This window comes from Alteriqipengyuania halimionae (assembly GCF_009827575.1).
Classification (GTDB): Bacteria; Pseudomonadota; Alphaproteobacteria; order Sphingomonadales; family Sphingomonadaceae; genus Alteriqipengyuania_A; species Alteriqipengyuania_A halimionae.
In genome coordinates, this window is sequence record NZ_WTYR01000001.1 from 571,072 (window position 1) to 593,132 (window position 22,061).

Here is a 22,061-nt window from a genome sequence, read left to right on the forward strand (position 1 = left end):
AAGTGCCGGAAAACGCCTAGTCGACCAGTGCTTCGAAGGTAAGCGCGAAGGCTGCGCCGGCTGCAAGCGTCGCGGTGGTCGCGGTGATTTCGCGTCCGGAAATCGAGGCGCCGAAGGGGTCGCTTTCGTCGCCGCCGCTGGCATTGTTGTCTTCGGCGCTGTTCGCATTTGCGCAGCTGGTGCCCGATTTCATTGTCCCGGCGACATAGCTGATCCCGGTGGGCAGCGTGTCGCGCGCAATCACGTCGGTCGCGGCATTGTCGCCGGTGTTGTTAAACAGCAGGCAGTACTTCATCCGCGCGCCGGGGATCGCCCTGGGATTGTTCGTCCCGTTCACCGGATCGCTGAGCACCGAGCTGGTTTTGAGCACCGTCAGATCGGTGGTCGGACGGCAGAAGGTGATGTCGTGGATCGCGATCCCTTGCTGGCCCGGATTGATCACCGGGCTGGGGACGTTTCGGTGATTGCCGTATTCGATCACGATCGCGTCGATCGGCGAATTGAAGGTGACGACGACATTGCCGTCGGGGTCGGGCGTGTCGGACACACCATCGCCGAAGGCTTCGTTGCCGATTACGTAATTGGTTTCGCCATTGGTCAGGATCGGGATCACGGTCGCGCCCTTGTATCGCCCCTCGACCCGGATGCGATCGGCGAACTGGTTGGCGCCGTAATCGACGTCGAACACCGCGAAGCGTGCGCCGCGCATCACCATCGGTAGGCTGATCGTCGTGGTGACGACTTCGTCCGTGTTGTTGAGGTTGACGACCTGGATCAAGGCGTACTCGTTCGTACCGCCGTCCATGGCGTTCTGGCGGTTGGGCGATTGGCCGCCGAGGCTGTTGTTGTTCAGCCACGAACCGGGATTGTTCAGCATGAATCCGATCGTTCCGATCGAAGCGAGGGGGAAGCTGTTGTTGGTGCTGCCGGCCGCCCACGAACGCGTGTCCCAATCGAACACCACCGATCCGGCCGGGCAGGTCAGGTTGGGCGGAATGCCCGCCGCCCGGGTTCCGGCGACGACGAAGCTGTTGGTAGCGTAATCGTCTTCGCTGGCGAGGCCGTTATTCACGGTGGAATCGCTATCGGGTACGCTGCTGGAAATGATTTCGGCCGCGCTTGAAATTCTGACGCCCGCGGTGGCCGAGATCGAGCCAGTAACGTCGATTGAGCGACTCTGCCCGGGCGCGATCGAACCGACCGTCCAGATACCGCTGACAGGATCGTAGGAACCGGCACCGCTCGCCGACTGGAATGTGAACCCGGCAGGCAGATCGTCTCGCACCGATACGCCGTTGGCCGTCATCGGCGAGGATCCCGAATTGGTGACGGTGAGACGCCAGTTCGCATTCCCGCCATTGCTGGGCGTAGCGCTGACCAGCGTCTTGGTCAGCGACAAGTCGGCGTAATTGGTCGGGAGCGCGGTGAGGTAGAGGTCGGCGCGGCGGAAGCTGCCATCGTCTGCCTGCGGATACATGTCGCAGATTTCGAGCCGCCAGACGCCGTTCGCATTTTCGCCATTGAACGCCGAGAGCGGGTTCCGCGGTCGAAACGTGTTCTGGTAGGGCGGGGCACTGGTCGAATGGCTGTTCGCATTGCCATCGGTATTGACGAACTGGCCTGCGGAATCGTCGAGCAGCACGTTGAAATTGTTGCCGCTGATCCCGCCGTTCGAAGTATCGCCCTCGGTCATCTGGACGCGCGTCCCTGTTGGAGACTGGAGGATGAACCGCAAGTCTCCGCGCCAGCTATGGGTTACCAATATGCCCAGATTGACATCGGCGATGGTGTAGTTCGTGCCCGAGACGTTGAACGTTCGGGCAAGCGCGTTGGAGCAGGGCGTGCCGCTGTTGATCGTGCCGGTCGTCGGGTTCGAGTAGGTGTTGACCGCCTGCGCAAACAGCGTCGTTGGCAGCAGCAGGAACAGGACTACCAGGCACGCGTGCAGAGCGGCGCCCTGCCAGCCGTCCCAAGCCGTGCTACAAACCCCATCGTCCATCCCTTCCTGATAGGGAAACATGGTTAATGTGGTGTATAGGTCCGGCTGGACTTTCTGCTTGCGCGCGATCTTCAGTCGGGCGCTCAGCGAAAAATGTGTTTCTTTCATCGACCCAGTCCCAGGAAGCCGAACGTATCGGCATCGAGTTTCATCCGTACTGCGGCGTAAACGCCGTCGTCGGTGTAGCGCGCAGCGGAGAAATCGCGGTCGCGGAAGCCTTTGACGTTGTAGCCCACGCTCACCAGCACGTTGTCGACCGGCGAAAAGCCGACTTCCGGACCGAAGGAGAAATCGGTCGCTCCATCTGCCAGGTTGCTGCGCACGCTGGCGCGGCCGCCGATTTCGAAACGTTCGCCCAGACCGATGCGGGCATCGACCCCGCCGAGCGCGGTGAAGCCTTCGATCTCGGTGCCTTCGAAACTGTCGGCATTGTAGCGACCGGCGACGAAGACGCCGATCTCGGTGCGCTGGAGGAAGCTCTCGTAGGCACCTGTCTCAGTCTCTTCACGCGAGCGCGGCGACCAGTTGGTCGAGAGGCTAGCGATCAGGCGGCGCGAGGTGCCGTCGCCGGTGATGGTGGTGCGCCCGGTAGCGCCGATCTCGCCGGCGACCGCGCCGGTCACTTCGTCGCTGCGATATTCGAGTTTGGCAAGCAGCGCGAAGGGCGAACTGTCCGGTCGATAAGCGGCGGCGATCGACCCGTCGACGATCGAACTTTCCGAGCCGTTGAGCCCGTGCGCATGCGTCCAGGTGAAGCCCGAACCGACCACGCTGCCTTCGCCCAGCTGGCGGATCAGCCCTCCGGTGGCGCCGACCCGGTCTTCCAGCTCGCCGTCGCGCCATTCGCCGCGCATGGTTGCCGCCCAGCGGTCCTTGCGCCAGCCTGCGCCCAGCGTGATCGCGGTGAAATCCTCGAACAGCGTGCCGCCCTGGCCAACCTGCCCGCCGCTTGCGACCGGCTGGTCCGGGTTTATGACCCTGCTGGCATCGACGCCGCCGAGGGTCAGATTGCCATCGATCGTCGCGTCGACCGTGAAGCTCTCGGTGATCGCGAAACTCTGCGCGAGGCCATAGGCCGCGAAGCTCCGCTTGCCGTATCCGGCGATGTCCTGCTGGCCCAGCGTGGTCAGCATCCGGCCACCCGCCCAAGGGGTGAATTCGAAGCCGCCCTTGAGGGTGCGCGCGCTAATCAGGTCGCCCTCGGCAATCTCGTAGGTCGCGACCGCGCGCACCGCATTGCTGATCGCATAGCGCGCATCGAAGCGGTGACGCGTCGGCAGGTCAATCGAGTCGGTGTTGGCGAGCGCCATGCTGCTGGTCGCACCGATTTCGAGGCGCCCGCCCAGCAGGCGCTGGTTGACCCCGCCTTCGAGCACGGTCGAGCTGCCTTCCACACCGTCGGCGGTGCGATCGGCGAAATGGGAGATGCCGAGCCGCAGATCGGTGGAACGACCGCGCCATCCGGCCTGAACCTGCACCGCATTGCGACGGGCATCGTCGATCAGGCTGTCGTCGCGCCAGGCGCTTCCGGTCACGGAAATTTCGTCCGAAACGGTGTAGCGCGCATCGAAGCCGATCTTGCGACGGCCGCGTTCGGCGACATTCTGCTGATCGACCCCGAAACCAGCATCGATCCGGCGGGCATAGGCCAGCACGTCGATCGCGCCGCTGCGATGCGCGGCTTCAAGGTGCCAGGCGTTCGACGTGGTGCCGTCGGTGCGGCTTGCTGCGAACTCGGCGCGCAGTTCGGTCGCGGTGCCAACGCGGGCGCGCACATCGGCGGCGATCAGTTCGGTGCGGGCGTCGTCACCCTTGTCGGTGATCGCGGTCGCCCCGATCCGCACTGCGCCCTTGGCCACGGTCACGTCGGCACGCAGGCCGGCGTTCCATTCGTCGCTGCCGGTCAGCGCATCGACTTCGTATTCGACGACGATGAATTGCGGATTGAGCGCGAAGTCGCGGCTCAGCACCGGCTGCTTGAAGCTGATCGTTCCGGAAAGGAGGTCGATGTCGTAGTCGACGAAGCGTTCGAGTTCGCGCCGCTCGAGCACCAGTTCGGAACGGAAGCGATCGCGCACTTCGATGGTCACGGTTTCGCTGTTGGCCACCAGCGCGCGGCTCGACAGGGCGTAGGGGCCGGAAAGGCCATTGCCCTGGATCTCGTCGCGCCGATAGCGGGTCTCGGTCTCTGCGGCGAAGCCCTGCACGTGCAGCGCGCCGAAGCGGCCTTCGGCTTTAACGCCCGTGACGCTGCGATTGTAGCGGGCGAGCTCGGTCTGATCGAAGCCGGTCACGATGTCGCCAGAGATCGCGTAAAACGTGTCGGTCTCGATGCGGATATAGAGTTTGTCGCGGCTGGCGGCATCGAAACGCCGCACCGAGCGATCGGCGAACACGGTGTAATAGGCCTTCGGATCGATCGCGCCGGTCAGCTGCTCCTCGTCGCGCTGCTTGGCGCTGTCATAGGCGGCGGTGATCAGGAATTTCCCGAGCACACGGCCCTTCGCATAAAACGCGACCCGCGCATCGTCGCCCAGATCGCTGTCGAAGCGACCGCTGCGTTCCATGTTGTCGGCCACGCTGCGCGCGCCGATTGAACCTTCGACCAGACCCACCAGCGTCCATTCCTGGTCACCCGGAACCACCCAGCTGTCGAGTTCCTGATGGCGCGTGGTCTTGCCTTGTGTAAAGGCGAATTCGAGCTTGAGCGGGCCGCTGACCATGGTCGGTGCGAGTTCGATCAGCGCGATGCCGTCATCGCCCTCGATCGTCCATGTGGGCGAAACGCTGCCGCCGCCGACCAGCTGCTGCGATTGGTACTGCGCGATGGCGCGGGCGCTCTCATAGGGTGCGTTGAGCGTGACGCTGCCCGAAACGCCGGCACGCACGGGGCAGCCCTTGCGATCGGTCAGGCGCACCGCGATCACCGGATTGGTCGCGCCATCGGCAATCAGGCGAGAGCGTTCGGCAATCACTTCGGCGCGCACCGGAGCGGCGGCGAAATCGACCACCCGCTCGAGCTCGGCGGCGACCGACCCATCGGAATTGCGCACGACGGCGCGGAACAAGGTGCTTTCGCCCTGCAGCGGCAGTCCCCGCCACACGCTTACGGCGAAGCTGCCATCGGCAGCGGCCTGCGCGCCGTCATAGGACACCGCATCGACCTGGCGCCCATCGGCGGCCAGTTCCACCGTCTGGTCCTTCTCGTGCCGGATCGCGACGCGGACCGAGGGGGCGCGGGGGTTGTGGCCGAGTTCGGGGAAGAGGAAGGCGGGCTCGCCATCGCCATAGGAAAGCCAGTCGATCTCGGCACCTGCGGCCTCGGCGTCGCGCACGGGTGCCTGTTCGGCGGCTTCGGCAATGACGGGTGCTTCCCAGCCTTCGGGCAATGCGGCGTGGAAATCGGCGACGGCGAGGCTACCGCCCTGGCCACGCACGAAACGAGATCCGGGCGAACCGGCGCTCGCGGTCGAGCGTGCACAATCCATGAAACGACCGCCCTCGGGCAGCGTCTGGCGCTGGACCTGGATCACATGGGTGCCGGGCATCACGCCTTCAAAATGATAGCGGCCATCCTCGTCGGTCAGCGCGAAGCTGCCGTCCTCCATCACCACGCGCACACCGGGGATGCCGGGGCGGTCGCCGTCGAGCGAGCAGGCGCCTGCGGAAATGCGTCCGATAATCGTCATCCGGCTGCCCAGCGTATCGCGCTCGATCCGTACCGAGGCGCCGGTGGCAATGGTTTCGCCTTCGGAATCGGTGGCTTCGACACGGTTCTGCGCTTCACCGGGAGGCGCATCGCCGCGCACGACCATGGCATAGCGCACGACATGCGAGGCGCCCGCGGCGATTTCTTCGAAGCGGATCGTGAGGCGGCGGCCGTCGGCGCTAACATTAACCTGGTCGGGCGCCGATGCACCGTCGATCAGGATGCTGTCGGGCCGCAGGCGCAGCCAGGGTGACGGCGTATCGACCAGCACCACGTTGCGCTTGGCGGCGATCGTGTCGGGATTGCGGGCCGTGACGGTGTAGAACACCGCGTCGCCGGGCAAGGCGACCTGACGCGAGGCGCGCTTCTCCAGTGCGAGGTCGACGATCGGGCGATCGACCGGAATGTCGATCCGCACCGGCTCGAGCGTCAGCAGCGGAATATCGGCGCCGAAGGATGCGTCGACAAGCGTAAAGGGGACCCCATTCGGCCGCCGCAGATCGGCCATTTCCTCGGCTGCGCGCTTCGACGGCGCCGAATAGGGGGCCGGGGGCTCGAGCTCGAGACGATAGGTGCCGACCGGGACCAGCGGGAACCAGTATTCACCGGTGTCGAGCGGATAGGCATTGCCGCTCGCATCGAGGATGGTCTGGCCGGTGAAGATGGTCGAGGGCCACGGTGTGACGCCATCGGGGGCGAAAACGGTTGCGGGAAGGCCGGTCGCGCTGTCGAAGAGGGTGATGCGCGTGCCGTCGACCGGATCGCCGGTGCGGCTGTCGAACACGATCCCGAACGGATCCGCGAGGACCGAGACGCTTGCCCGGACCATGGCGCGGCCGTCGCTGTTCTTGAGTTCGACCGACACGGTCTCCCCCGCATGCACGCTCAACCGGCAATCGCCCGACACGGGCTGCGGGGGGATGCCGACGGTCTGGATCGCGCCGGCGAACTCTCCGGTATCGTTGCCGGTCTCGTAGATCGTGAGCGTTTCTTCGTCGCCGCCTGCCGAAGTGATGGTGACGAGGATCGCATCGCGCGCATCGGGATTGCGATTGCCCTGCGGGGCAACGATGGTGAAGACGAGGAGCTCGCCCACCTTGATGATCGCGCTGCGCTGGAGCGGCATCTCGGTGGGTGGCGCGGCGTCGGCCGAGGAAAACGGGATGATCTCGCCAGCGCAGCTGGACCGCTTTACCGATATGGTTCGGTCGGCGTGCCGGGAGGGGTGGTAAGTGGTAATTTCGGCCGCGAAATCGACGACCTCGATCCCGACCTCGTTCGAGGAGGTCGCCTGCGTGATCCCGCCCTGCTGCCAGCTGGCGCGAGCGGTATTGGTGATCGTCTGCGCCTGCAAGGGAGCAGCCGTCACCAACAGCAGCGCCGTTAGGAACGCGGCTGCGAGATATTTCATGCAGGTTGCAAAAGGCATGGTGAAATGCGGCCGGCGCCCGTCCGACGCCGGCCGCTTTCCTTATTTGATCGTCGCTCGGAAAACGAGCGCGGCTTCCTGGTCGGCCGCGAGGTCCGGCAAGGTGCCGCTCACGTTCTGACCGGCGATCGAACCCGTGCCGCTCTGCGTGGCGGAACACGCATCCGACGAGGAGGCGACCGGTCCGCGAATGCTGACCGTGCCTGCAGGCTGCAATTGCGAGGGAACCGGGTCGTTGATGGCGATGTTCGCCGCCGTTGCCGCTCCCGAACCATTGGTCACGCGGATGCAGTATTCGATCACGGCACCCGGAATCGCTTTCGGCTCTGCGCCCCCGGTCGGGTCGGAAATGACCGAGCTGAGCTTGTTGACGCTCAGATCGGCACCCGCGACCGTGTAGGAACTCGTTGCCGAGTGCTTGCCGTCACGGGCCGCATCACCGCTGATGCCCGCGGCATCGGCGAAGACCGTTTCCATGCTGGCCTTGCCATTGACGGTCGAAACCGGCGTCTGGCTTAGCGCACTGCCGCCGCTACCACCCTTGGCCGCGGCGACGCCGCCGCCACCGGTGCCGGCGATATTGCTACCGCTGGCGGACACGCCGCTGGCGGCCGTGGCGGTCAGGGCGACCACCGCGTTCTGGCCGTTGGTCGGCAGGACGCCGCCGCTGGCGATATCCGAGACGACGAACACCGTCACCGCATCGCCCGAGGCGAGGCCCGAAATGGCCGATACCTGCGCGTCGTTGGTGGCGCTGAACACGCCGTTGTTATCGACGTCGATCCAGACCTTGATATTGGACACGTTGAACGCGTCGCCGGTCTGGTTCGATCCGGCCAGCAGGAAATCGAGCATATCGTTCGATTCGTTGGTGACCTTGAACTTGGTAACCGCCGAAAGCTGGCCCGGATTGACCGAAACGGCCCCCGTATCGAGCGTCTGCACGTCGAGATCGACCTTGCGGTCCACCTTGAACGTGTCGTTGGCGCTCAGCTGGGTCTGGTTGACCCCGCCTACCTTGTAATCCACCGATACGGTGTTGGTGATGTCGACACCCGCCTTCGTTCCGATCGGACCCGCCAGGGCCGGAATCGGAGTGAGCGCAAGCGCAACACCACTCACCGTAAACAGCAGTCTGCTGCTACGTTTCATCATGGTTCTTCTCCTTGGCGATCCGCAATTTCCGTCCCACCCGCGGATCAAGGCGGGTATCTCCATGAGAGAATGCTGTAGTTATTTCAGTTATTTGACCTGTGCGAAGAAGATCGCTTCGCCGGACTCCCCGGGCGCGATGCTGGGAATGATCCAACGTACATGCGTCACGTCCGAGAGTTCGGCCGGTCGCTGCGTTCCGTCCTCCGCAGCGACCGTCCGTCCCGAGAGCCGTCCGAAGCTCTCTCCCCCATCGACCGATACGAGAAAGTCCCCGTCCTCGGCCAAACTCACCGCGCCCGGAAGCGGGTTGGTGATTACGAAATCCTCGGCCGGCTCGGCCCCGCTATTGTCGTAGCGGGTAACGAATTTGAGCCGGTCACCGGGAAAAACCTGTTCGGGCGCGACATAGGTCGTCACGCCATCGACATCCTTGGCGACTTGGACCTCGCTATCGAGCGAGACCGCGTCCTGCGCCGCAGCCGGGGCGGGCGTCAGCACGCTGGCAGCGGCAAGCGCGACGATGCAGATCGCATGTTTGAAGATCGTGTTCATGGCTGTGTCCCTCAGTCGATGATGACGTCGAAAGTGACGGTGAAAGCGTTGCCCGCAGCGGCATTGCCGACGAGCACGTCGACCCCGCTTGCATCGACCTTGCCCGCATCGCCGTCCTCGGCGTCGGTCAGGGCGGCGGTATCGAGGGTGAGCGAACCGGCGGCGTAGGAAGTGCCGCTCGGGATCGCGTCGGTGATGCGCAGGTTCGAAATCGAACCGCTGCCGCTGACCGTCGCGACCAGCGTATATGTCACGCGAGCGCCCGGAAGCGGCTGGTTGCCGCCGAAAGAATCGACGATCGCGGCCGATTTGACGAGATCGAGCCCGGCAATGCTGGCGATGACACCGCCGAGCATGTCGGCATCGGCTCCGCTCGTGCCGACCACGGCATCGGTGCCATCCAGCCCCTTGCCCGCGAATACGGTCCCGACGCTGCCGGTTCCTGTCACTGCTTCGGCATTCACCTTGACGTCGCTGGTGTCGCCGTCCGCCGCGCTGGCACCTCCGGAAACGAGCACGAAGATGACGAGCGATTCGTCGGCGTCGATTTCGGGCGTGGAATCGCCCAGTGCCAGGATCACGTCGACCCCGGCGTCGTATAGGCCGTTATTGTTGGTGTCGTACGCGATCGAATCGAGCGTCGTGTCGAAATCGTTGCCTGCCACGGCCGGATCGGCGCGCAAGTTGAAGGCTTCGGGCGCATTGCCCGTATTGGTCAGCTTATAGGCGAGGATTGCCGAACCGCCGCCGATCGGAAGCGGCGCACCGTCCTGCCAGGCAAGCGCGACGTCGAGCAATTCGTCGACCGTCACCGTGACGGTGTTGGAATCGACCGTCTTGGGTCCCGTGCCGTCCGTATAGGTAGCCGAAGCCGTGTTGTTGATGAGCGTTCCTGCCCGCACGCCATCGGCGTGAGCATCGCTCGGCGATAACAGGCAAGCAACAGCGAGTGCGCTTGCCGCGCATGTCAGTTTTCCGTCCCACATGCCCATCGTTATGAGCGGGAATGGTTATCGTCCGGTTAGCAATTGCTTTCCAACCAGTAAACGCGCGGGATACAGTGGTTAACGCGGCGGTAAGTATTTCGCCGAAGTCGCGAGAATACAGCCACATATCTCGGGGCTTTCCGAACACGGAGCGTCCGAAAATTATGTGATGTCGGCGATAAAAAGGGGGGAAGGGTTCCAAATGGTCGGGACGACTGGATTCGAACCAGCGACCCCCACACCCCCAGTGTGATGCGCTACCAGACTGCGCTACGTCCCGACCTGGAACGAGCGGGCCTCTAGCCGCGCCTTCGCACCTTTTCAAGCGCGCGCTTGCAGGAGGGTGCAATCTCGCCGTGCGCGTTGCAGGGTAAAACCAATGCTGCTAATCGGCGCGCTCGAATTTTCGCCGGGCAATTTTCTCGGGAACCGGACTTGTTGGCGCGCGAATGTCCGCCCACATCCGTCCCGATCGCTTCGGCGTTCATCAGAACTGCATTCCTCGAGGGGGCCAGACTACATGCTTTCCGATCAATTGACGCTGCTTGCCGGCGCTGGTGTTGCCGCAGGTGCAGGGGAAAGCCCGCCTTGGTATATCGCTGCCGTGCCGTGGATCTTCATGTTCGTGATCCTGTGGTTCTTCATCCTGCGCCCCTCGATGAAAAAGCAGAAAGCGCATTACGAGAAGGTCAGCTCGGTCAAGAAGGGCGACAAGGTCGTCACTGCGGGTGGATTGGTCGGCAAGGTCGTGAAGGCCGATGACGATTATCTCGATATCGATCTGGGCGGCGGCACGCGGGTGAAGGCGGTGCGAAGCACGATCGCCGACATCGTCCCGCCCGGCGGCCAGGCGGCCAATGATTAAGCCCGCGAACGACTAAGGGACGGAAACGAAACGTCATGCTCGATTTTCCTCAGTGGAAACGCATCTGGCTATGGGGGCTGACGCTGGTCTTCTGCCTCGCCGCGGTGCCCAGCCTGTTCGCGCTCAGCGGTCAGAAATATCCCGAACCGCTGGCCAAGATTTACGACCAGTCGGTCAATCTCGGTCTCGACCTTGCCGGCGGTAGCCACATCCTCCTCGAAGCCGAGCCGACCCAGGTCGCCGCGCAGCGCCTCGAGACGATGGAAGAAAGCGTTTCTGCCGCGATGCGCCGCGCCGATCCGCGCATCCGCATCGGCGATATCTCGCGCCGTGAGGGTCGCCTGACCTTCATGGTCGAGAACCCGGCCGACGTCGATCGCGCGCGGGACCTGATCGAACCGCTCACCACCGGCGCCGGGCTGACAGGCCAGCGCGACTGGACGATCCAGGTTGTCGACGGTCAGCGCTTCGTCATCGCGCCGACCCAGGCGGGCATCGACCAGGCGGTCAACAATGCGATGGAAACTGCGGTCGAAGTCGTCCGCAAGCGTATCGACGCGCTCGGCACGCGTGAGCCGACGATCATCCGTCAGGGCGATAACCGGATCGTGGTGCAGGTCCCCGGCCTGCAAGATCCGGGCGAGCTCAAGGACCTGCTCGGTCAGACCGCAAAGCTGGAATTCAAGCTCGTCGATGTCGAGGCACAGGCCTCGGAAATCCAGGAAGGCATCGCTCGTCCGGGCAGCCAGATCATTCCCGGCGCGCCCGGCAGCGATTTCGAAGGCAGCGCGATCGCGGTCAAGCGCCTCGGCGGGATCAAGGGTGATACGCTGACAGACGCTCGCCAGAGCTTCGATGCGCAGACCAACGAGGCCGTGGTCACCATCACGTTCGACAGTTCGGGCGGTCAGCGGTTCGCCAAGCTGACGCGCGAAAATGTCAACCGACCTTTCGCCATCATCCTCGACGATCAGGTGCTTTCGGCACCCAATATCAACGAGCCGATTCTGGGAGGGACCGCGCAGATTTCGGGCGGGTTCACCGTCGAGAGCGCCAACCAGCTGGCGATTTCGCTGCGCTCGGGCGCTTTGCCGGTCGATCTCTCGGTGATCGAGGAACGCACTGTCGGACCCGATCTCGGGGCGGACTCGATCGAAGCCGGCATGCTCGCGATGGGCGTCGGCTCGATGCTGGTCATCGTGCTGATGATCGTCACCTATGGTCGCTTCGGCGTCTATTCGACCGTTGCGCTGGCGTTCAACGTGCTGATGATCCTCGGCATCATGGCGATCCTCAACACCACGCTGACGCTGCCCGGTATTGCCGGTTTCGTGCTGACGATCGGCGCAGCGGTGGACGCCAACGTGCTCATAAACGAACGCATCAGGGAAGAGCGAAAGCGCGGGCGACGCGTCGTCGCCGCGGTCGAGAACGGCTACAAGGAAGCGAGCCGTGCGATCTACGATGCGAACATCACGAACTTCATCGCCGGCGTGTTGTTGTTCCTGTTCGGTTCGGGACCGGTGCGCGGCTTTGCCGTGGTGCTCGTGATCGGCCTGTTCACCAGCGTCTTCACCGCCGTCGTTCTCACCCGCATGTGGGTGGCGATGTGGCTGCGCAAGAAGCGCCCCAGCGAACTCGTAATCTGACGGAGACGGACCGATGAAACTCTTGAAGCTCGTCCCCGACGACACGAACATCAAGTTCCTCAAATATCGCGTGCCCTTCTACGTGATCAGCGTCCTGCTGATCATTGCGAGCTGGGCGCTGGTGCTGACCAATGGCCTCAATTACGGCGTCGACTTCGCCGGCGGCCAGGAAGTCCGCGCGACCTTCACCGAGAGCGCGGAGGCTCCGGTGGCCGAAGTCCGCGAAGTGGTGGGCGACCTCGGCTATGGCGAACCTGTGGTGCAGCGCTTCGGGGAGCCCAACCAGGTCTCGATCCGCGTGCGCCTGCCCGATGAGGTGGCCGACGACAAGGAAGCTGCGCAACGTATCGCCAATGAGGTGGTCGCCGCGCTGCAGTCCGATTTCCCCGATTTCAGGCTTGACGGCAACGACAACGTCTCGGGCAAGGTTTCGGGCGAGTTCTTCACCCAGGCGCAATGGGCGCTGCTGTTCGCAATGCTGGCGATCGCGCTCTACATCTGGATCCGCTTCGAATGGCAATTCGGTGTCGGGGCGCTGTTCGCACTGTTCCACGACGTCTCGCTGACGCTGGGCATGTTCGCGATCCTCCAGTTGGAATTCAACCTGACGACCATCGCGGCGATCCTCGCGATCATCGGTTACTCTTTGAACGACACGATCGTCGTCTATGACCGCATCCGCGAGAACCTGAAGAAATTCCGCAAGATGCCGATCCCCGAGCTGCTCGACCTGTCGGTCAACGAGACTTTGGCGCGTACCGTCATGACTTCGCTGACGCTGCTGGTCGCGCTGCTTCCGCTGTTGCTGTTCGGCCCGGCGGCGCTGTTCGGTCTTACTTCGGCAATCTTCCTCGGCATCTTCGTCGGGACCTACAGCTCGGTCTATATGGCCGCGCCAATCCTGATCTGGCTGGGGGTCGATTCGCACAGCTTCGTTCCCGAAGAGACCGAGCTCGACAAGCAGGAAAAGGCCGCGCGCGGCCTGGCCTAGGAGCGAGGCTCCACAATCGAATCGTAGTGGCGGGCGAGCGCTTCGGCGTGCGCCCGCCAGTCGAATCTTGCGACCGTTTCGGCGACATCGCGCGGATCGTGCGGATCGCCAAGGACCTCGCGGATACCGTCGGCGATGGCTTGCGGATCGCGTGCGACGATGCGTCCGGCCGCCGGGCTTTGCACCACTTCGCGCGCCCCGCCGACATCGGGCACGACGATCGGCGTGCCGCTGGCCAGCGCTTCGACCCAGGCATTGGCGAGCCCCTCGCGCTTGGAGGGCAACACCATCGCATCGGCGGCAGAGAACAGCACTGGCAGCTTCGCATGCGCGATTCCGCCGAGGAAATGCACGCGCCCGGCAAGGCCCAGCTCGCTGGCGAGGCTCTCGAGCGCGGCGCGATCGTCTCCGGTCCCGATAATCGCCAGATGGGCGTCATCGAGCAGCGCGAGCGCCTGGATCGCTAGGTCGAAACCCTTGACCGGCACGAGATTGCCGACGCCCACCAGCAGCGGCGCATCGTCGGGCATGGCGAGCCCGAACTCCTCGGCGATCATGGAGCGCATCGCGCCATTGTCGAGCGGGCGGAACAGGTCGCGGTCGAGGCCGGTGTAATGCACCGTGATCTCGGCGTCGGTCAGTCCCGATCGGTGCATGTCGTCCGCCAGTGCGCGGCTCACGGCAAGGATGCCACCGGCCTGCGCCAGCGCAGTCTGGATCGCGCGTCGGCTATGTCCGCTTGCGCCCCAGTAATGCACGTCTGATCCGCGCGCCTTGGCCGAGAAGGGCAGGCCGATCGACTCGGCCATCTGTGTCACGGCAGGCGCATCGGGAAACAGGAATTGGGCATCGAGCAGGTCGAACGGTATGTCGCGATGGAGCTCTTCGATCAGCGGCAGCACGGTCCGCCGGATCGCCCATGGATTGATCCGCGCGCCGACCTTGGGCAGCAGCGGGTACGTCGGGCGCAGCACGCGCACGCCATTTTCGAAACTATCGATCGCCGCGTCGCGCAGCGCCGCATACTCCCCCAGCGCAATGGGCGGCACGCCGATCGGGTTGATCACGGTGACGTCCCAATCCGTGTGTTGCGCAAGCGCTTCCATCGACCGCGCGACGAAGCCGCCGAAGCGGGGCTTGTGCGCGTTCGGGTACAGCGTCGAGATGGCGAGAACGCGTTTCACAAGCGTCGCACCACCATATCGGCGACCGCGATCCATTCGGGGCTGTCGACCACGATTTGGCGCTCGCCCGCCCCGGGCGGAAGAAGCCCGATCAGCGAACCCTGGCGGTCGATCAACCGGCCAAAGGCGAAACGACCGCCCTTGCGCGGGACCAGCACATCGCGATTGATCGCCTGCTGCGCGTCTTCGGGAGCGATCTGTCGGAGCCACAATTGATCGCCCGCGCGGTATTCGCCCTGGGAATGCTCGATCGCCATCACGACGAGCGGCTGGCCTGCACTGAAATCGCTCGGTAGCAGCGCGTCGCGCCCGCTTTCCAGCGCGTCAGCGCCCTTTTGGCCCAAGCGCGCGATTACTTGCGGATGATCGCTGCTTTCGGAGCGCACCAGCGTATCCGGATCGACGCCGAGCGCGGCGGCGATCCGGTCCATCCACTTGATCGAGAGATTGCGCATGCCCGTTTCGAGCCGTCCGATCGTCTGTGCGGTGGTCGGCGGGGAGCAAGCCGCGGCGACTTCGGCCAGTGTCAGCCCCTTCTGCTTTCGGATGTCGCGGATACGGTTGATCATCGGCCATTCCTCGCAAATTCGGTTTTTACTTTCCTACAAGATAACCAATTTGGCAATCCCCGGCTCGAAGGAGAATTGCATGACCCGTTTTCTGGCCGAGCGTGAACTGACCAATGAGGGCGCAACGCAGCGCAAACCGCGCAGGGGACGGCGCAGCGCGACCGTCAATCTCGCCGAATCGCCGCTGACCTGGCTTCATGCGCGCGGGCATCTGAGCGATCGTCAGTTCGTGGCGGGCGAGCGTTTGCGCGCCGATTACGAGCGCGCGCAGCTCGCGCCGAGCGTGACGATGCGGTGGGAGCCTGTGCGGATAAGGAGTTCGGGAGCCGGCCAGGGCCTCAATCCCACCGAGCGCCAGATTTCGGCGAAGCGACGCTTCGACGGAGCGATCGCGGCGGCGGGGGACGGTTTATCCGATGTGCTGTGGCGCACCGTGTGCGCCGGAGAAGCGCTTGCGGGAGTGGAAAAGGCACTCGAATGGCCGGCCCGCAGCGGCAAACTGGTGCTCAAATTCGCGCTCGACCGCGTGGCGGGATATTACCGGATTTCGTGATCGTCGGCGGGAGCGGTGCTGTGCTGCTGAGCCGCCAGCTTCGCCGCTTTCTTGGCGGCCTTTTTCTCGCGCTTGCGGATCTTCTTTTCGCGTCGCTCCTCGTCCTCGTCGGACAGCTGGCTTCCGATCGTGATGGTCAGCGTGACGTAGATACCGATCATCAGTAGGCCGCAGGCGGCAACGATGCCGTCCCACACCGAAAAGCCGAGCCACGCGGGCACGTCGGTGCCGAACACGATCATGCCCAGCGTCAGCAGGATGAAGGCGACGCGGATCTCGGTCGGCCCCATGCCACCATGCGAAAGGTGGAATTGTCCGGTGACCTTGGCCAGCAGGAAGGTGTGGATCGAGACGAGGTAATAGCCCGCCAGCGTCAGCAGCGCGACTTCGATACGCACATATTCGCTCAGGCCCAGTCCGCCGAGGATCAGCATCCCCGCCAGCATGTCCGAGCTATGGTCGATGAAGAAGCCGTAATTGGGTCGCTCGACCTTGCGAAAGCGGGCGATGCTCCCGTCGAGCGAATCGCCGAACCAGTGCATCGCGAACAGTCCGATCGCGAGCCACAGCAGACCGGGCGCTTCGCTGCTGAAGGCGTAGCAGAACCCGATGCCGATCGCCGCGAATACCGCCAGCAGCGTCAGCTTGTCGGGCGTGACCCATTGCGGGAGCCGCGCGCACAGCCAGTCGAGCACCTTGCGTTCGCCCCGCGTAAGCAGGGTTTCCTGGATGCGTTCGACCTTGGCGGGTTTGCCCTGTGACAATTTCATGCGCGCGCTATCGCGGAGCGCGGGCAAACACGCAAGCGATTGAGCAGATTAGCCCTCGACCTGTTCGGCCAGTTCGAGCCAGCGTTCTTCGGCCGCTTCCTTTTCCGCGCGGGCGGTTCCGATGCCTTTGCTGACGCGTTCGAACTTGGCGGGATCGCTCGCAAACAGGTCGGGATCGGAGAGAATTTCTTCGCCCTTGGCAATCGCTTTCTCCAGCTCCTCGATCCGCGCTGGCAGCAATTCGTAATCGCGCTGGTCCTTGTAGGAGAGCTTGTCCGATCTGGGTGCGGGCGGAGGAGGGGGCGCCGGCGCGGCCTTCGTTGCAGCCTTGGCCTTGTTCTGGGTGCGGACCTTCCGCTTTTCTTCCCAATCGGCATAGCCGCCCGCGACGATATCGACATCGCCGCTGCCATCGAGACCGAGCGTGAGCGTGACGGTGCGGTCGAGGAAGTCGCGATCGTGGCTCACGATCAGCACGGTGCCTTCGTAGTCGGCGATCACTTCCTGCAAGAGGTCGAGCGTTTCGAGATCGAGGTCGTTGGTCGGCTCGTCGAGCACCAGCAGGTTCGAGATGCGGGCGAATTCGCGCGCCAGCAGCAGCCGCGACTGCTCGCCGCCGGACAGCGTGCCGACCTTGGCATCGACCAGGCCGGGATCGAACAGGAAGTCCTTGAGATAGCCCTGCACGTGCTTGCGCGTGCCGCGCACGTCGATCCAGTCGCCGCCCTCGGCGAGCACCTGCCGCACGGTTTTCTCGGGCGAGAGGAGGGCGCGCTGCTGGTCGATCATCACGCCGCTCAGCGTTTTCGACAGCGTCACGGTGCCTTCGTCGGGCTCAAGTTCGCCGGTCAACATCTTGAGCAGCGTGGTCTTGCCCGCGCCATTCGCGCCGACGATCCCGATCCGGTCACCGCGCTGCACGCGCAGGTCGAAATTGCGGATGATCGTGCGCTGATCGCCTTCGGGTGTGGTGAAGCGCTTGCCCACCCCTTCGGCCACGATCACCGCCTTGGTCTTGTTATCGTCGGATTCGATCGCGAGTTTGGCGGTGCCCTTGGGCGCGAGCATGGAGGCGCGCTGGGCGCGCATCTGCCACAATTTCTCGAGCCGTCCCTGGTTGCGCTTGCGCCGCGCGGTCACGCCGCGTTCGAGCCAGTGGGCCTCGATCTTGAGTTTCGCGTCGAGCTTGTCGGCCGCGCGCGCTTCTTCGGCATAGACCTGTTCGATCCACGCATCGTAGCCGCCGAAGCCGATTTCCTTACGCCGCAGCGAACCGCGATCGAGCCACAGCGTCGCGCGGGTCAACCGCTCGAGAAAGGTGCGGTCATGGCTGATGACGAGGAAGGCGCCCTTATAGCGCTGCAGCCAGCTTTCGAGCCAGTCGATCGCACCGAGGTCGAGGTGGTTGGTAGGCTCGTCGAGCAGCAGCACGTCGGGCTCCATCGCCAGCGCGCGGGCGATCGCCGCGCGGCGCTTTTCACCGCCCGACGCGGTTTTCGCCTCGCGCGCCATGTCGATCCCCAGCTGCCCAGCAATCGCTTCCACTTCATGCGGTTGCGGTGCATTCTTGCCATGGAGCGCGAAGTCCATCAGCGTATCGAATTCGGTGAAATCGGGCTCCTGCTCGAGCATTACCACGCGCGTGTGCGGCTGGATCGTACGCTTGCCCTTATCGGCCTCGATCTGGTTGGCGACGAGCTTCATCAGCGTCGTCTTGCCCGCGCCATTGCGCCCGATCAGCGCCATCCGGTCGCGCGGACCGACATGCAGGTCGATATCGGAGAAGAGCCAGCTCCCGCCCTGCTGGAGCGAGAGTCCTTCCCAGCTGAGGATCGGTGGTTCGGCCATAGCCGGCGCGGATTAGGGGCAAGGGGGGCTTTGCGCAACCGAGCTGTTCGTCATTGCGAGCGAAGCGAAGCAATCCAGGGAGAGGGCGAGCTCCGGCTCTGGATTGCCGCGGCGACTGCGTCGCGTCGCAATGACGAGTTAGTCGGCAGAGGCGTCTTTCTCTGCCTTTTCTTCCTCAACCATCCGCGCGATGTCTTCGAGCAGGGCGGGGGCATCGAACACCACACCGTCCTTGATCGTCCAGCGCACCCCGCCGACGGTTTCCATTTCGTTCGTCTCGCGGTTGAGGCGATCGTGGCCGGTGCCGTAGAGGACCTTGAGGTTTGCCAGCGGGTTTTCCGGCACGATAACCAGATCGGCCAGCTTGCCCACCGCGATCCGGCCCATCGGTGGTTCTTCGCCGCGCGGCCCGTAGATTTCGCGCGCGCCGTTCAGGGTGGCGGCCTTGATCACTTCGAGCGGGTTGAGCCCGGCCTCGCGCAGCATTTCCAGCTCGCCGATATAGGCGAAGCCCCAGGTCTGGTAGATGTAGCCCGGGTCGGACCCGGCGGTGATCCGTCCGCCGCGATCGTGGAATTCCTTGGTCAGCTTCATCCATTTGACGAAGAAATGTCGCCAGGCGACTTCCTGCTCGGTGCCCCAGTCGTGGTAATAGCTGCCGTGATTGGTCAGGCTGGGGCCGTAGAAATCCATCAGCGCGGGCAGGGTGTAGCGCTCATGCCATTCGAGATTGCGCGCCCGCATCACGTCGCGGCTGGCGACGTAGATGTTGAAAGTCGGGCTAAGAGTGACGCCGCTTTCGATGAGGAAGTCGACATAATCGTCCCACTCCTCGCTGCCCGGATCGACCGACTGGTAGCCGCGCAGCGCCACCTCGCCGAAGCGCGATTGCTCGTCGCGGTAATTGTAGTCAGGCGGATAGGGCGGCAATTGGCCATTGGCCGGGATGCTTTCGAAATGGCCGTAGAAATGGGTCACGCCTTTCAAGCCCAGTTCGACGGCGCGGCGGGCGTCGATCTCGCCGAGCCCGCGCTGCCCGAGATGGGCGACCGAACCGAGGTTGAGCTTGTCCGCCTCGTCGAGCGCAGCCTCCATCACGGCGGGAGTCTCGGTGTTGAAGAATTTGACGCCCCAGTAGCCATTGGCCTTGATCCAGCGGACCCATTCGCGCGCTTTTGCTGGCGTATCGGGGGTACCGCGACCCCATTTGTCGCCGAAGGCTGCATAGGGGAACAGGCGCGGCGCGGTGATCGTGTTGGCGGCGCTGCGCTCGGTATCGGAAATGTCGGGCGCACCGGGCCCGAAATAGAACGAAACGCCGCGCACGCTCGTTACCCCGTGGGCGAGCCAGAGCTTGTAGCCGTAGGAGGGCTGTGGTGCCTTGCCGGGATCGCCATTGTGGCCATGGACGTCGACGAAGCCGGGCAGCACGTACATGCCGTCTGCCTCGATCACACGTGCGCCATCATAGGCGTCTGCGCTGCGATTGCTGCCGGTGATTGCGGTGATGCGATTGCCCTCGATCTCGATATCGATCGGACCTTCGGGTGGCGCGCCCGATCCTTCGATCATCGTCGCACCCCTGACAATAAGCCTGGCAAACGGCCCTTCGCCTTCGCCGGCGGGGCGATCGGGCATGGGCTCCATCTGCGCGGCGGCAGGCGCAGTCAGGGCCATCCCCGCAAGGGCGGCAAGCAGGCAAGACAGCGGGCGAAACAGGTGCATGAAATCCCTCCGTTCAGACGGTGCCTAACGCGCACGGAAGCTGCTGTGAAGCGGAACGGGCGGTTCAGTCGGGCGTAAGGGGAACAAGGCCACACCGGCATTCCAACGATCATTATTCACAAGGATCTTCTATGAACCGCATGCTAATCGCACTTGCCGCAACCACCGCTGCCATCGTGCTGCCGGGGAGCCCGGTGGAGGCCGGGGAAATCCAGATCCAGGCGACCAATCCGGTGGTCGAACTGTCGATCACCGAGACAGTCCGCTCGGCCCCCGATGTGGCCCAGATCGGGGCAGGGGTGCAGACCCAGGCACCGACCGCACGCGAGGCGGTGCAAGCCAATTCGCAGGCGATGAACCGGCTGGTCGAACGGCTTCGTGCGCTGGGGATCGAGCGCAAGGACATCCAGACCTCGAACTTCAATCTCAACCCGCAGTACAATTACAATCGCGAAACGGGCGAGCAGACCTTCAGCGGCTATATGGTCACCAACCAGGTCTCGGTGACGCTGCGCGATTTGAAGCGTGCCGGCGAAGTGCTCGATGCACTGGTCGGTGCGGGCGCGAATAATATCTACGGCCCCAATTTCATGCTCGACGACGATGCGGCGACCAAGAAGGCCGCGCGCAAGGGCGCGTTTGAAAAGGGCCGCGCCCAGGCCGAGGAATATGCCCGGATGGCCGGCTATAGCGGGGTGCGCCTGCTCGAAGTGTCCGAATCCTTCAGCAGCTACGGCCCGCCGCCTCCCCAGCCGGTCGCGATGGCCCGCGCGGAAAGCAAGGACGCGGCGGCAGACGTTCCGGTGGAGCCGGGCGAGGTCGGCACATCGGCCTCGCTGTTGCTCAAATTCGAGATGACGCGCTGATTTTACAGCCCTAATTTCAAGCGGGGCGTTCCTGAACGGGACGCCCCTTCTTGTATTCACTGGTCATTCAAGCCCTGATCGGTAGAACGCTCTCAATCATGTTTCGCATTCTCGCCCTTTCCTTTTCGCTGACGCTTGCCCTGCCGTCGGCGGCGCAGGCCCAGACGCGTGACGAACAGGCCGAGGCGCGTAAGGAAATGCGGGCGGGCAACCTGCTCACGCTCGAGGAAATCCACCGCCGGGTCGTGCCCCAGTTCGAACGCAAGGGCATGGAGTACATCGCGGTGGAGCTCGATCCCAGGGCGAGGGTCTATCGTTTCAAGTTCCTCGACGATCGCCAGGTCGTCTGGGTCGATGTCGATGCTCGCTCCGGGCGCATCCTGCGCATCCGCCGGTGATTGCGGATTGCGGACGCAGGGCGCGCTCCCATTGACCTATCATCGCGGCACCGCCATCTGGGCGCGAAACCACACGTCCAGCACCCATCGGCCTACGAGCCGACGGCACCAGAGGGGATTGCAAGACCCATGCGGATCCTGATCGTCGAGGACGAGCCCACGCTCGGCCAGCAATTGAAATCCACGCTCGAAGGCAATGGCTATGCGGTCGATCTTTCGACCGACGGCGAGGACGGCCATTTCCTCGGCTCGACCGAAGAATACGATGCCGTGATCCTCGATCTCGGCCTGCCCGAGATCGACGGGCTGACCGTGCTCGGCATGTGGCGCAAGGAGGGGCGCAAGTTCCCCGTCCTCGTGCTGACCGCGCGCGACAGCTGGTCGGACAAGGTCGCCGGCCTCGATGCCGGGGCCGACGATTACCTTGCCAAGCCGTTCCAGACCGAGGAACTGATCGCCCGCCTGCGCGCGCTGATCCGCCGCGCTTCGGGCAACACCTCGGCTGAGCTGGTGGCGGGCGATGTGCGCCTCGACACCCGTTCGGGCCGCGTGACGCTGGCCGGAGAGCCGGTCAAGCTGACGGCGCAGGAATACAAGCTGCTGGCCTACCTGATGCACCACAAGGGCAAGGTCGTCAGCCGCACCGAACTGATCGAGCACATCTACGATCAGGATTTCGACCGCGATTCGAATACGATCGAGGTCTTCGTGACGCGCATCCGCAAGAAGCTGGGTGCCGATGTGATCACCACCATCCGTGGCCTCGGATACAGCCTCGACGACCCCGCCGACGCGCCCCGGGCCAATTGATCC

At 64.1% G+C, this 22,061-nt stretch carries 17 protein-coding genes and 1 tRNA gene; 7 read left to right on the plus strand and 11 right to left on the minus strand.

Going from position 1 to position 22,061, the window contains the following annotated elements; all coding sequences use genetic code 11:
• Positions 1 to 16 precede the first annotated feature (16 nt).
• The 6 genes from GRI68_RS02840 to GRI68_RS02865 form a co-directional block, all read right to left on the minus strand.
• Positions 17 to 2,107 carry a proprotein convertase P-domain-containing protein gene (locus GRI68_RS02840; RefSeq protein ID WP_234028698.1) on the minus strand — a complete coding sequence of 697 codons (2,091 nt, stop codon included), beginning with the start codon at positions 2,105 to 2,107 and terminating at the stop codon, positions 17 to 19.
• Positions 2,104 to 7,119 (minus strand): isopeptide-forming domain-containing fimbrial protein, encoded by a 5,016-nt coding sequence (locus tag GRI68_RS02845; protein ID WP_160615700.1) that lies wholly within the window; start codon positions 7,117 to 7,119, stop codon positions 2,104 to 2,106. Before GRI68_RS02845 ends, GRI68_RS02840 begins: the two co-directional genes overlap by 4 nt.
• 60 nt (positions 7,120 to 7,179) lie before the next feature.
• Positions 7,180 to 8,292 carry a hypothetical protein gene (locus tag GRI68_RS02850; protein WP_160615702.1) on the minus strand — a complete coding sequence of 371 codons (1,113 nt, stop codon included), beginning with the start codon at positions 8,290 to 8,292 and terminating at the stop codon, positions 7,180 to 7,182.
• Positions 8,293 to 8,379: 87 nt separating this feature from the next.
• A complete protein-coding gene (locus GRI68_RS02855; protein WP_160615703.1) occupies positions 8,380 to 8,844 on the minus strand; it encodes a hypothetical protein in 465 nt (154 codons plus the stop codon).
• An 11-nt stretch (positions 8,845 to 8,855) separates the two neighbouring features.
• The gene (locus GRI68_RS02860) at positions 8,856 to 9,746 is read right to left on the minus strand and encodes a hypothetical protein (RefSeq protein WP_325063749.1); all 891 of its coding nucleotides are present in this window, start codon (positions 9,744 to 9,746) and stop codon (positions 8,856 to 8,858) included.
• Between the two features lie 287 nt (positions 9,747 to 10,033).
• Positions 10,034 to 10,110, minus strand: a tRNA-Pro gene (locus tag GRI68_RS02865).
• Positions 10,111 to 10,350: 240 nt separating this feature from the next.
• On the opposite strand from GRI68_RS02865, the gene yajC reads away from it, so the two are divergent.
• The 3 genes from yajC to secF are packed head-to-tail and all read left to right on the plus strand — an operon-like array spanning position 10,351 to position 13,335.
• A complete protein-coding gene (gene yajC, locus GRI68_RS02870) occupies positions 10,351 to 10,695 on the plus strand; it encodes a preprotein translocase subunit YajC (protein WP_160615705.1) in 345 nt (114 codons plus the stop codon).
• A gap of 35 nt (positions 10,696 to 10,730) precedes the next feature.
• The gene (gene secD, locus GRI68_RS02875; RefSeq protein ID WP_160615707.1) at positions 10,731 to 12,344 is read left to right on the plus strand and encodes a protein translocase subunit SecD; all 1,614 of its coding nucleotides are present in this window, start codon (positions 10,731 to 10,733) and stop codon (positions 12,342 to 12,344) included.
• Positions 12,345 to 12,357: 13 nt separating this feature from the next.
• Positions 12,358 to 13,335, plus strand: coding sequence for a protein translocase subunit SecF (gene secF / locus GRI68_RS02880; RefSeq protein WP_160615709.1), 978 nt, complete (start codon positions 12,358 to 12,360; stop codon positions 13,333 to 13,335).
• On the opposite strand, the gene GRI68_RS02885 is transcribed toward secF, so the two are convergent.
• Complete coding sequence (locus GRI68_RS02885) at positions 13,332 to 14,519, minus strand: glycosyltransferase (protein WP_160615711.1); 1,188 nt, start codon at positions 14,517 to 14,519, stop codon at positions 13,332 to 13,334. The genes secF and GRI68_RS02885 overlap by 4 nt on opposite strands.
• The gene (locus GRI68_RS02890; protein WP_160615713.1) at positions 14,516 to 15,088 is read right to left on the minus strand and encodes a helix-turn-helix domain-containing protein; all 573 of its coding nucleotides are present in this window, start codon (positions 15,086 to 15,088) and stop codon (positions 14,516 to 14,518) included. Before GRI68_RS02890 ends, GRI68_RS02885 begins: the two co-directional genes overlap by 4 nt.
• 79 nt (positions 15,089 to 15,167) lie before the next feature.
• On the opposite strand from GRI68_RS02890, the gene GRI68_RS02895 reads away from it, so the two are divergent.
• Positions 15,168 to 15,641 carry a DUF6456 domain-containing protein gene (locus GRI68_RS02895; RefSeq protein WP_160615715.1) on the plus strand — a complete coding sequence of 158 codons (474 nt, stop codon included), beginning with the start codon at positions 15,168 to 15,170 and terminating at the stop codon, positions 15,639 to 15,641.
• On the opposite strand, the gene GRI68_RS02900 is transcribed toward GRI68_RS02895, so the two are convergent.
• From GRI68_RS02900 to GRI68_RS02910, 3 genes are all read right to left on the minus strand, one after another.
• On the minus strand, positions 15,626 to 16,411 hold the full coding sequence (locus tag GRI68_RS02900; RefSeq protein WP_160615717.1) for a CDP-alcohol phosphatidyltransferase family protein: 786 nt from the start codon (positions 16,409 to 16,411) through the stop codon (positions 15,626 to 15,628). The two genes, GRI68_RS02895 and GRI68_RS02900, sit on opposite strands and share 16 nt — an antisense overlap.
• Positions 16,412 to 16,459: 48 nt before the next feature.
• Entirely contained in the window at positions 16,460 to 18,259 is a 1,800-nt protein-coding gene (locus GRI68_RS02905) for an ABC-F family ATP-binding cassette domain-containing protein (protein WP_160615719.1), read from the minus strand.
• Between the two features lie 138 nt (positions 18,260 to 18,397).
• On the minus strand, positions 18,398 to 19,984 hold the full coding sequence (locus tag GRI68_RS02910) for an amidohydrolase family protein (protein ID WP_160615721.1): 1,587 nt from the start codon (positions 19,982 to 19,984) through the stop codon (positions 18,398 to 18,400).
• A 131-nt stretch (positions 19,985 to 20,115) separates the two neighbouring features.
• Here GRI68_RS02910 and GRI68_RS02915 point away from each other — a divergent pair, with 131 nt between their 5' ends.
• The 3 genes from GRI68_RS02915 (at position 20,116) to GRI68_RS02925 (ending at position 22,058) form a co-directional block, all read left to right on the plus strand.
• Complete coding sequence (locus GRI68_RS02915; RefSeq protein WP_160615723.1) at positions 20,116 to 20,850, plus strand: SIMPL domain-containing protein; 735 nt, start codon at positions 20,116 to 20,118, stop codon at positions 20,848 to 20,850.
• A gap of 98 nt (positions 20,851 to 20,948) precedes the next feature.
• Positions 20,949 to 21,248, plus strand: coding sequence for a PepSY domain-containing protein (locus GRI68_RS02920; protein WP_160615725.1), 300 nt, complete (start codon positions 20,949 to 20,951; stop codon positions 21,246 to 21,248).
• A 129-nt stretch (positions 21,249 to 21,377) separates the two neighbouring features.
• Positions 21,378 to 22,058, plus strand: a complete 681-nt coding sequence (locus GRI68_RS02925) for a response regulator transcription factor (RefSeq protein ID WP_160615727.1) — start codon at positions 21,378 to 21,380, stop codon at positions 22,056 to 22,058.
• Positions 22,059 to 22,061: the final 3 nt, after the last annotated feature.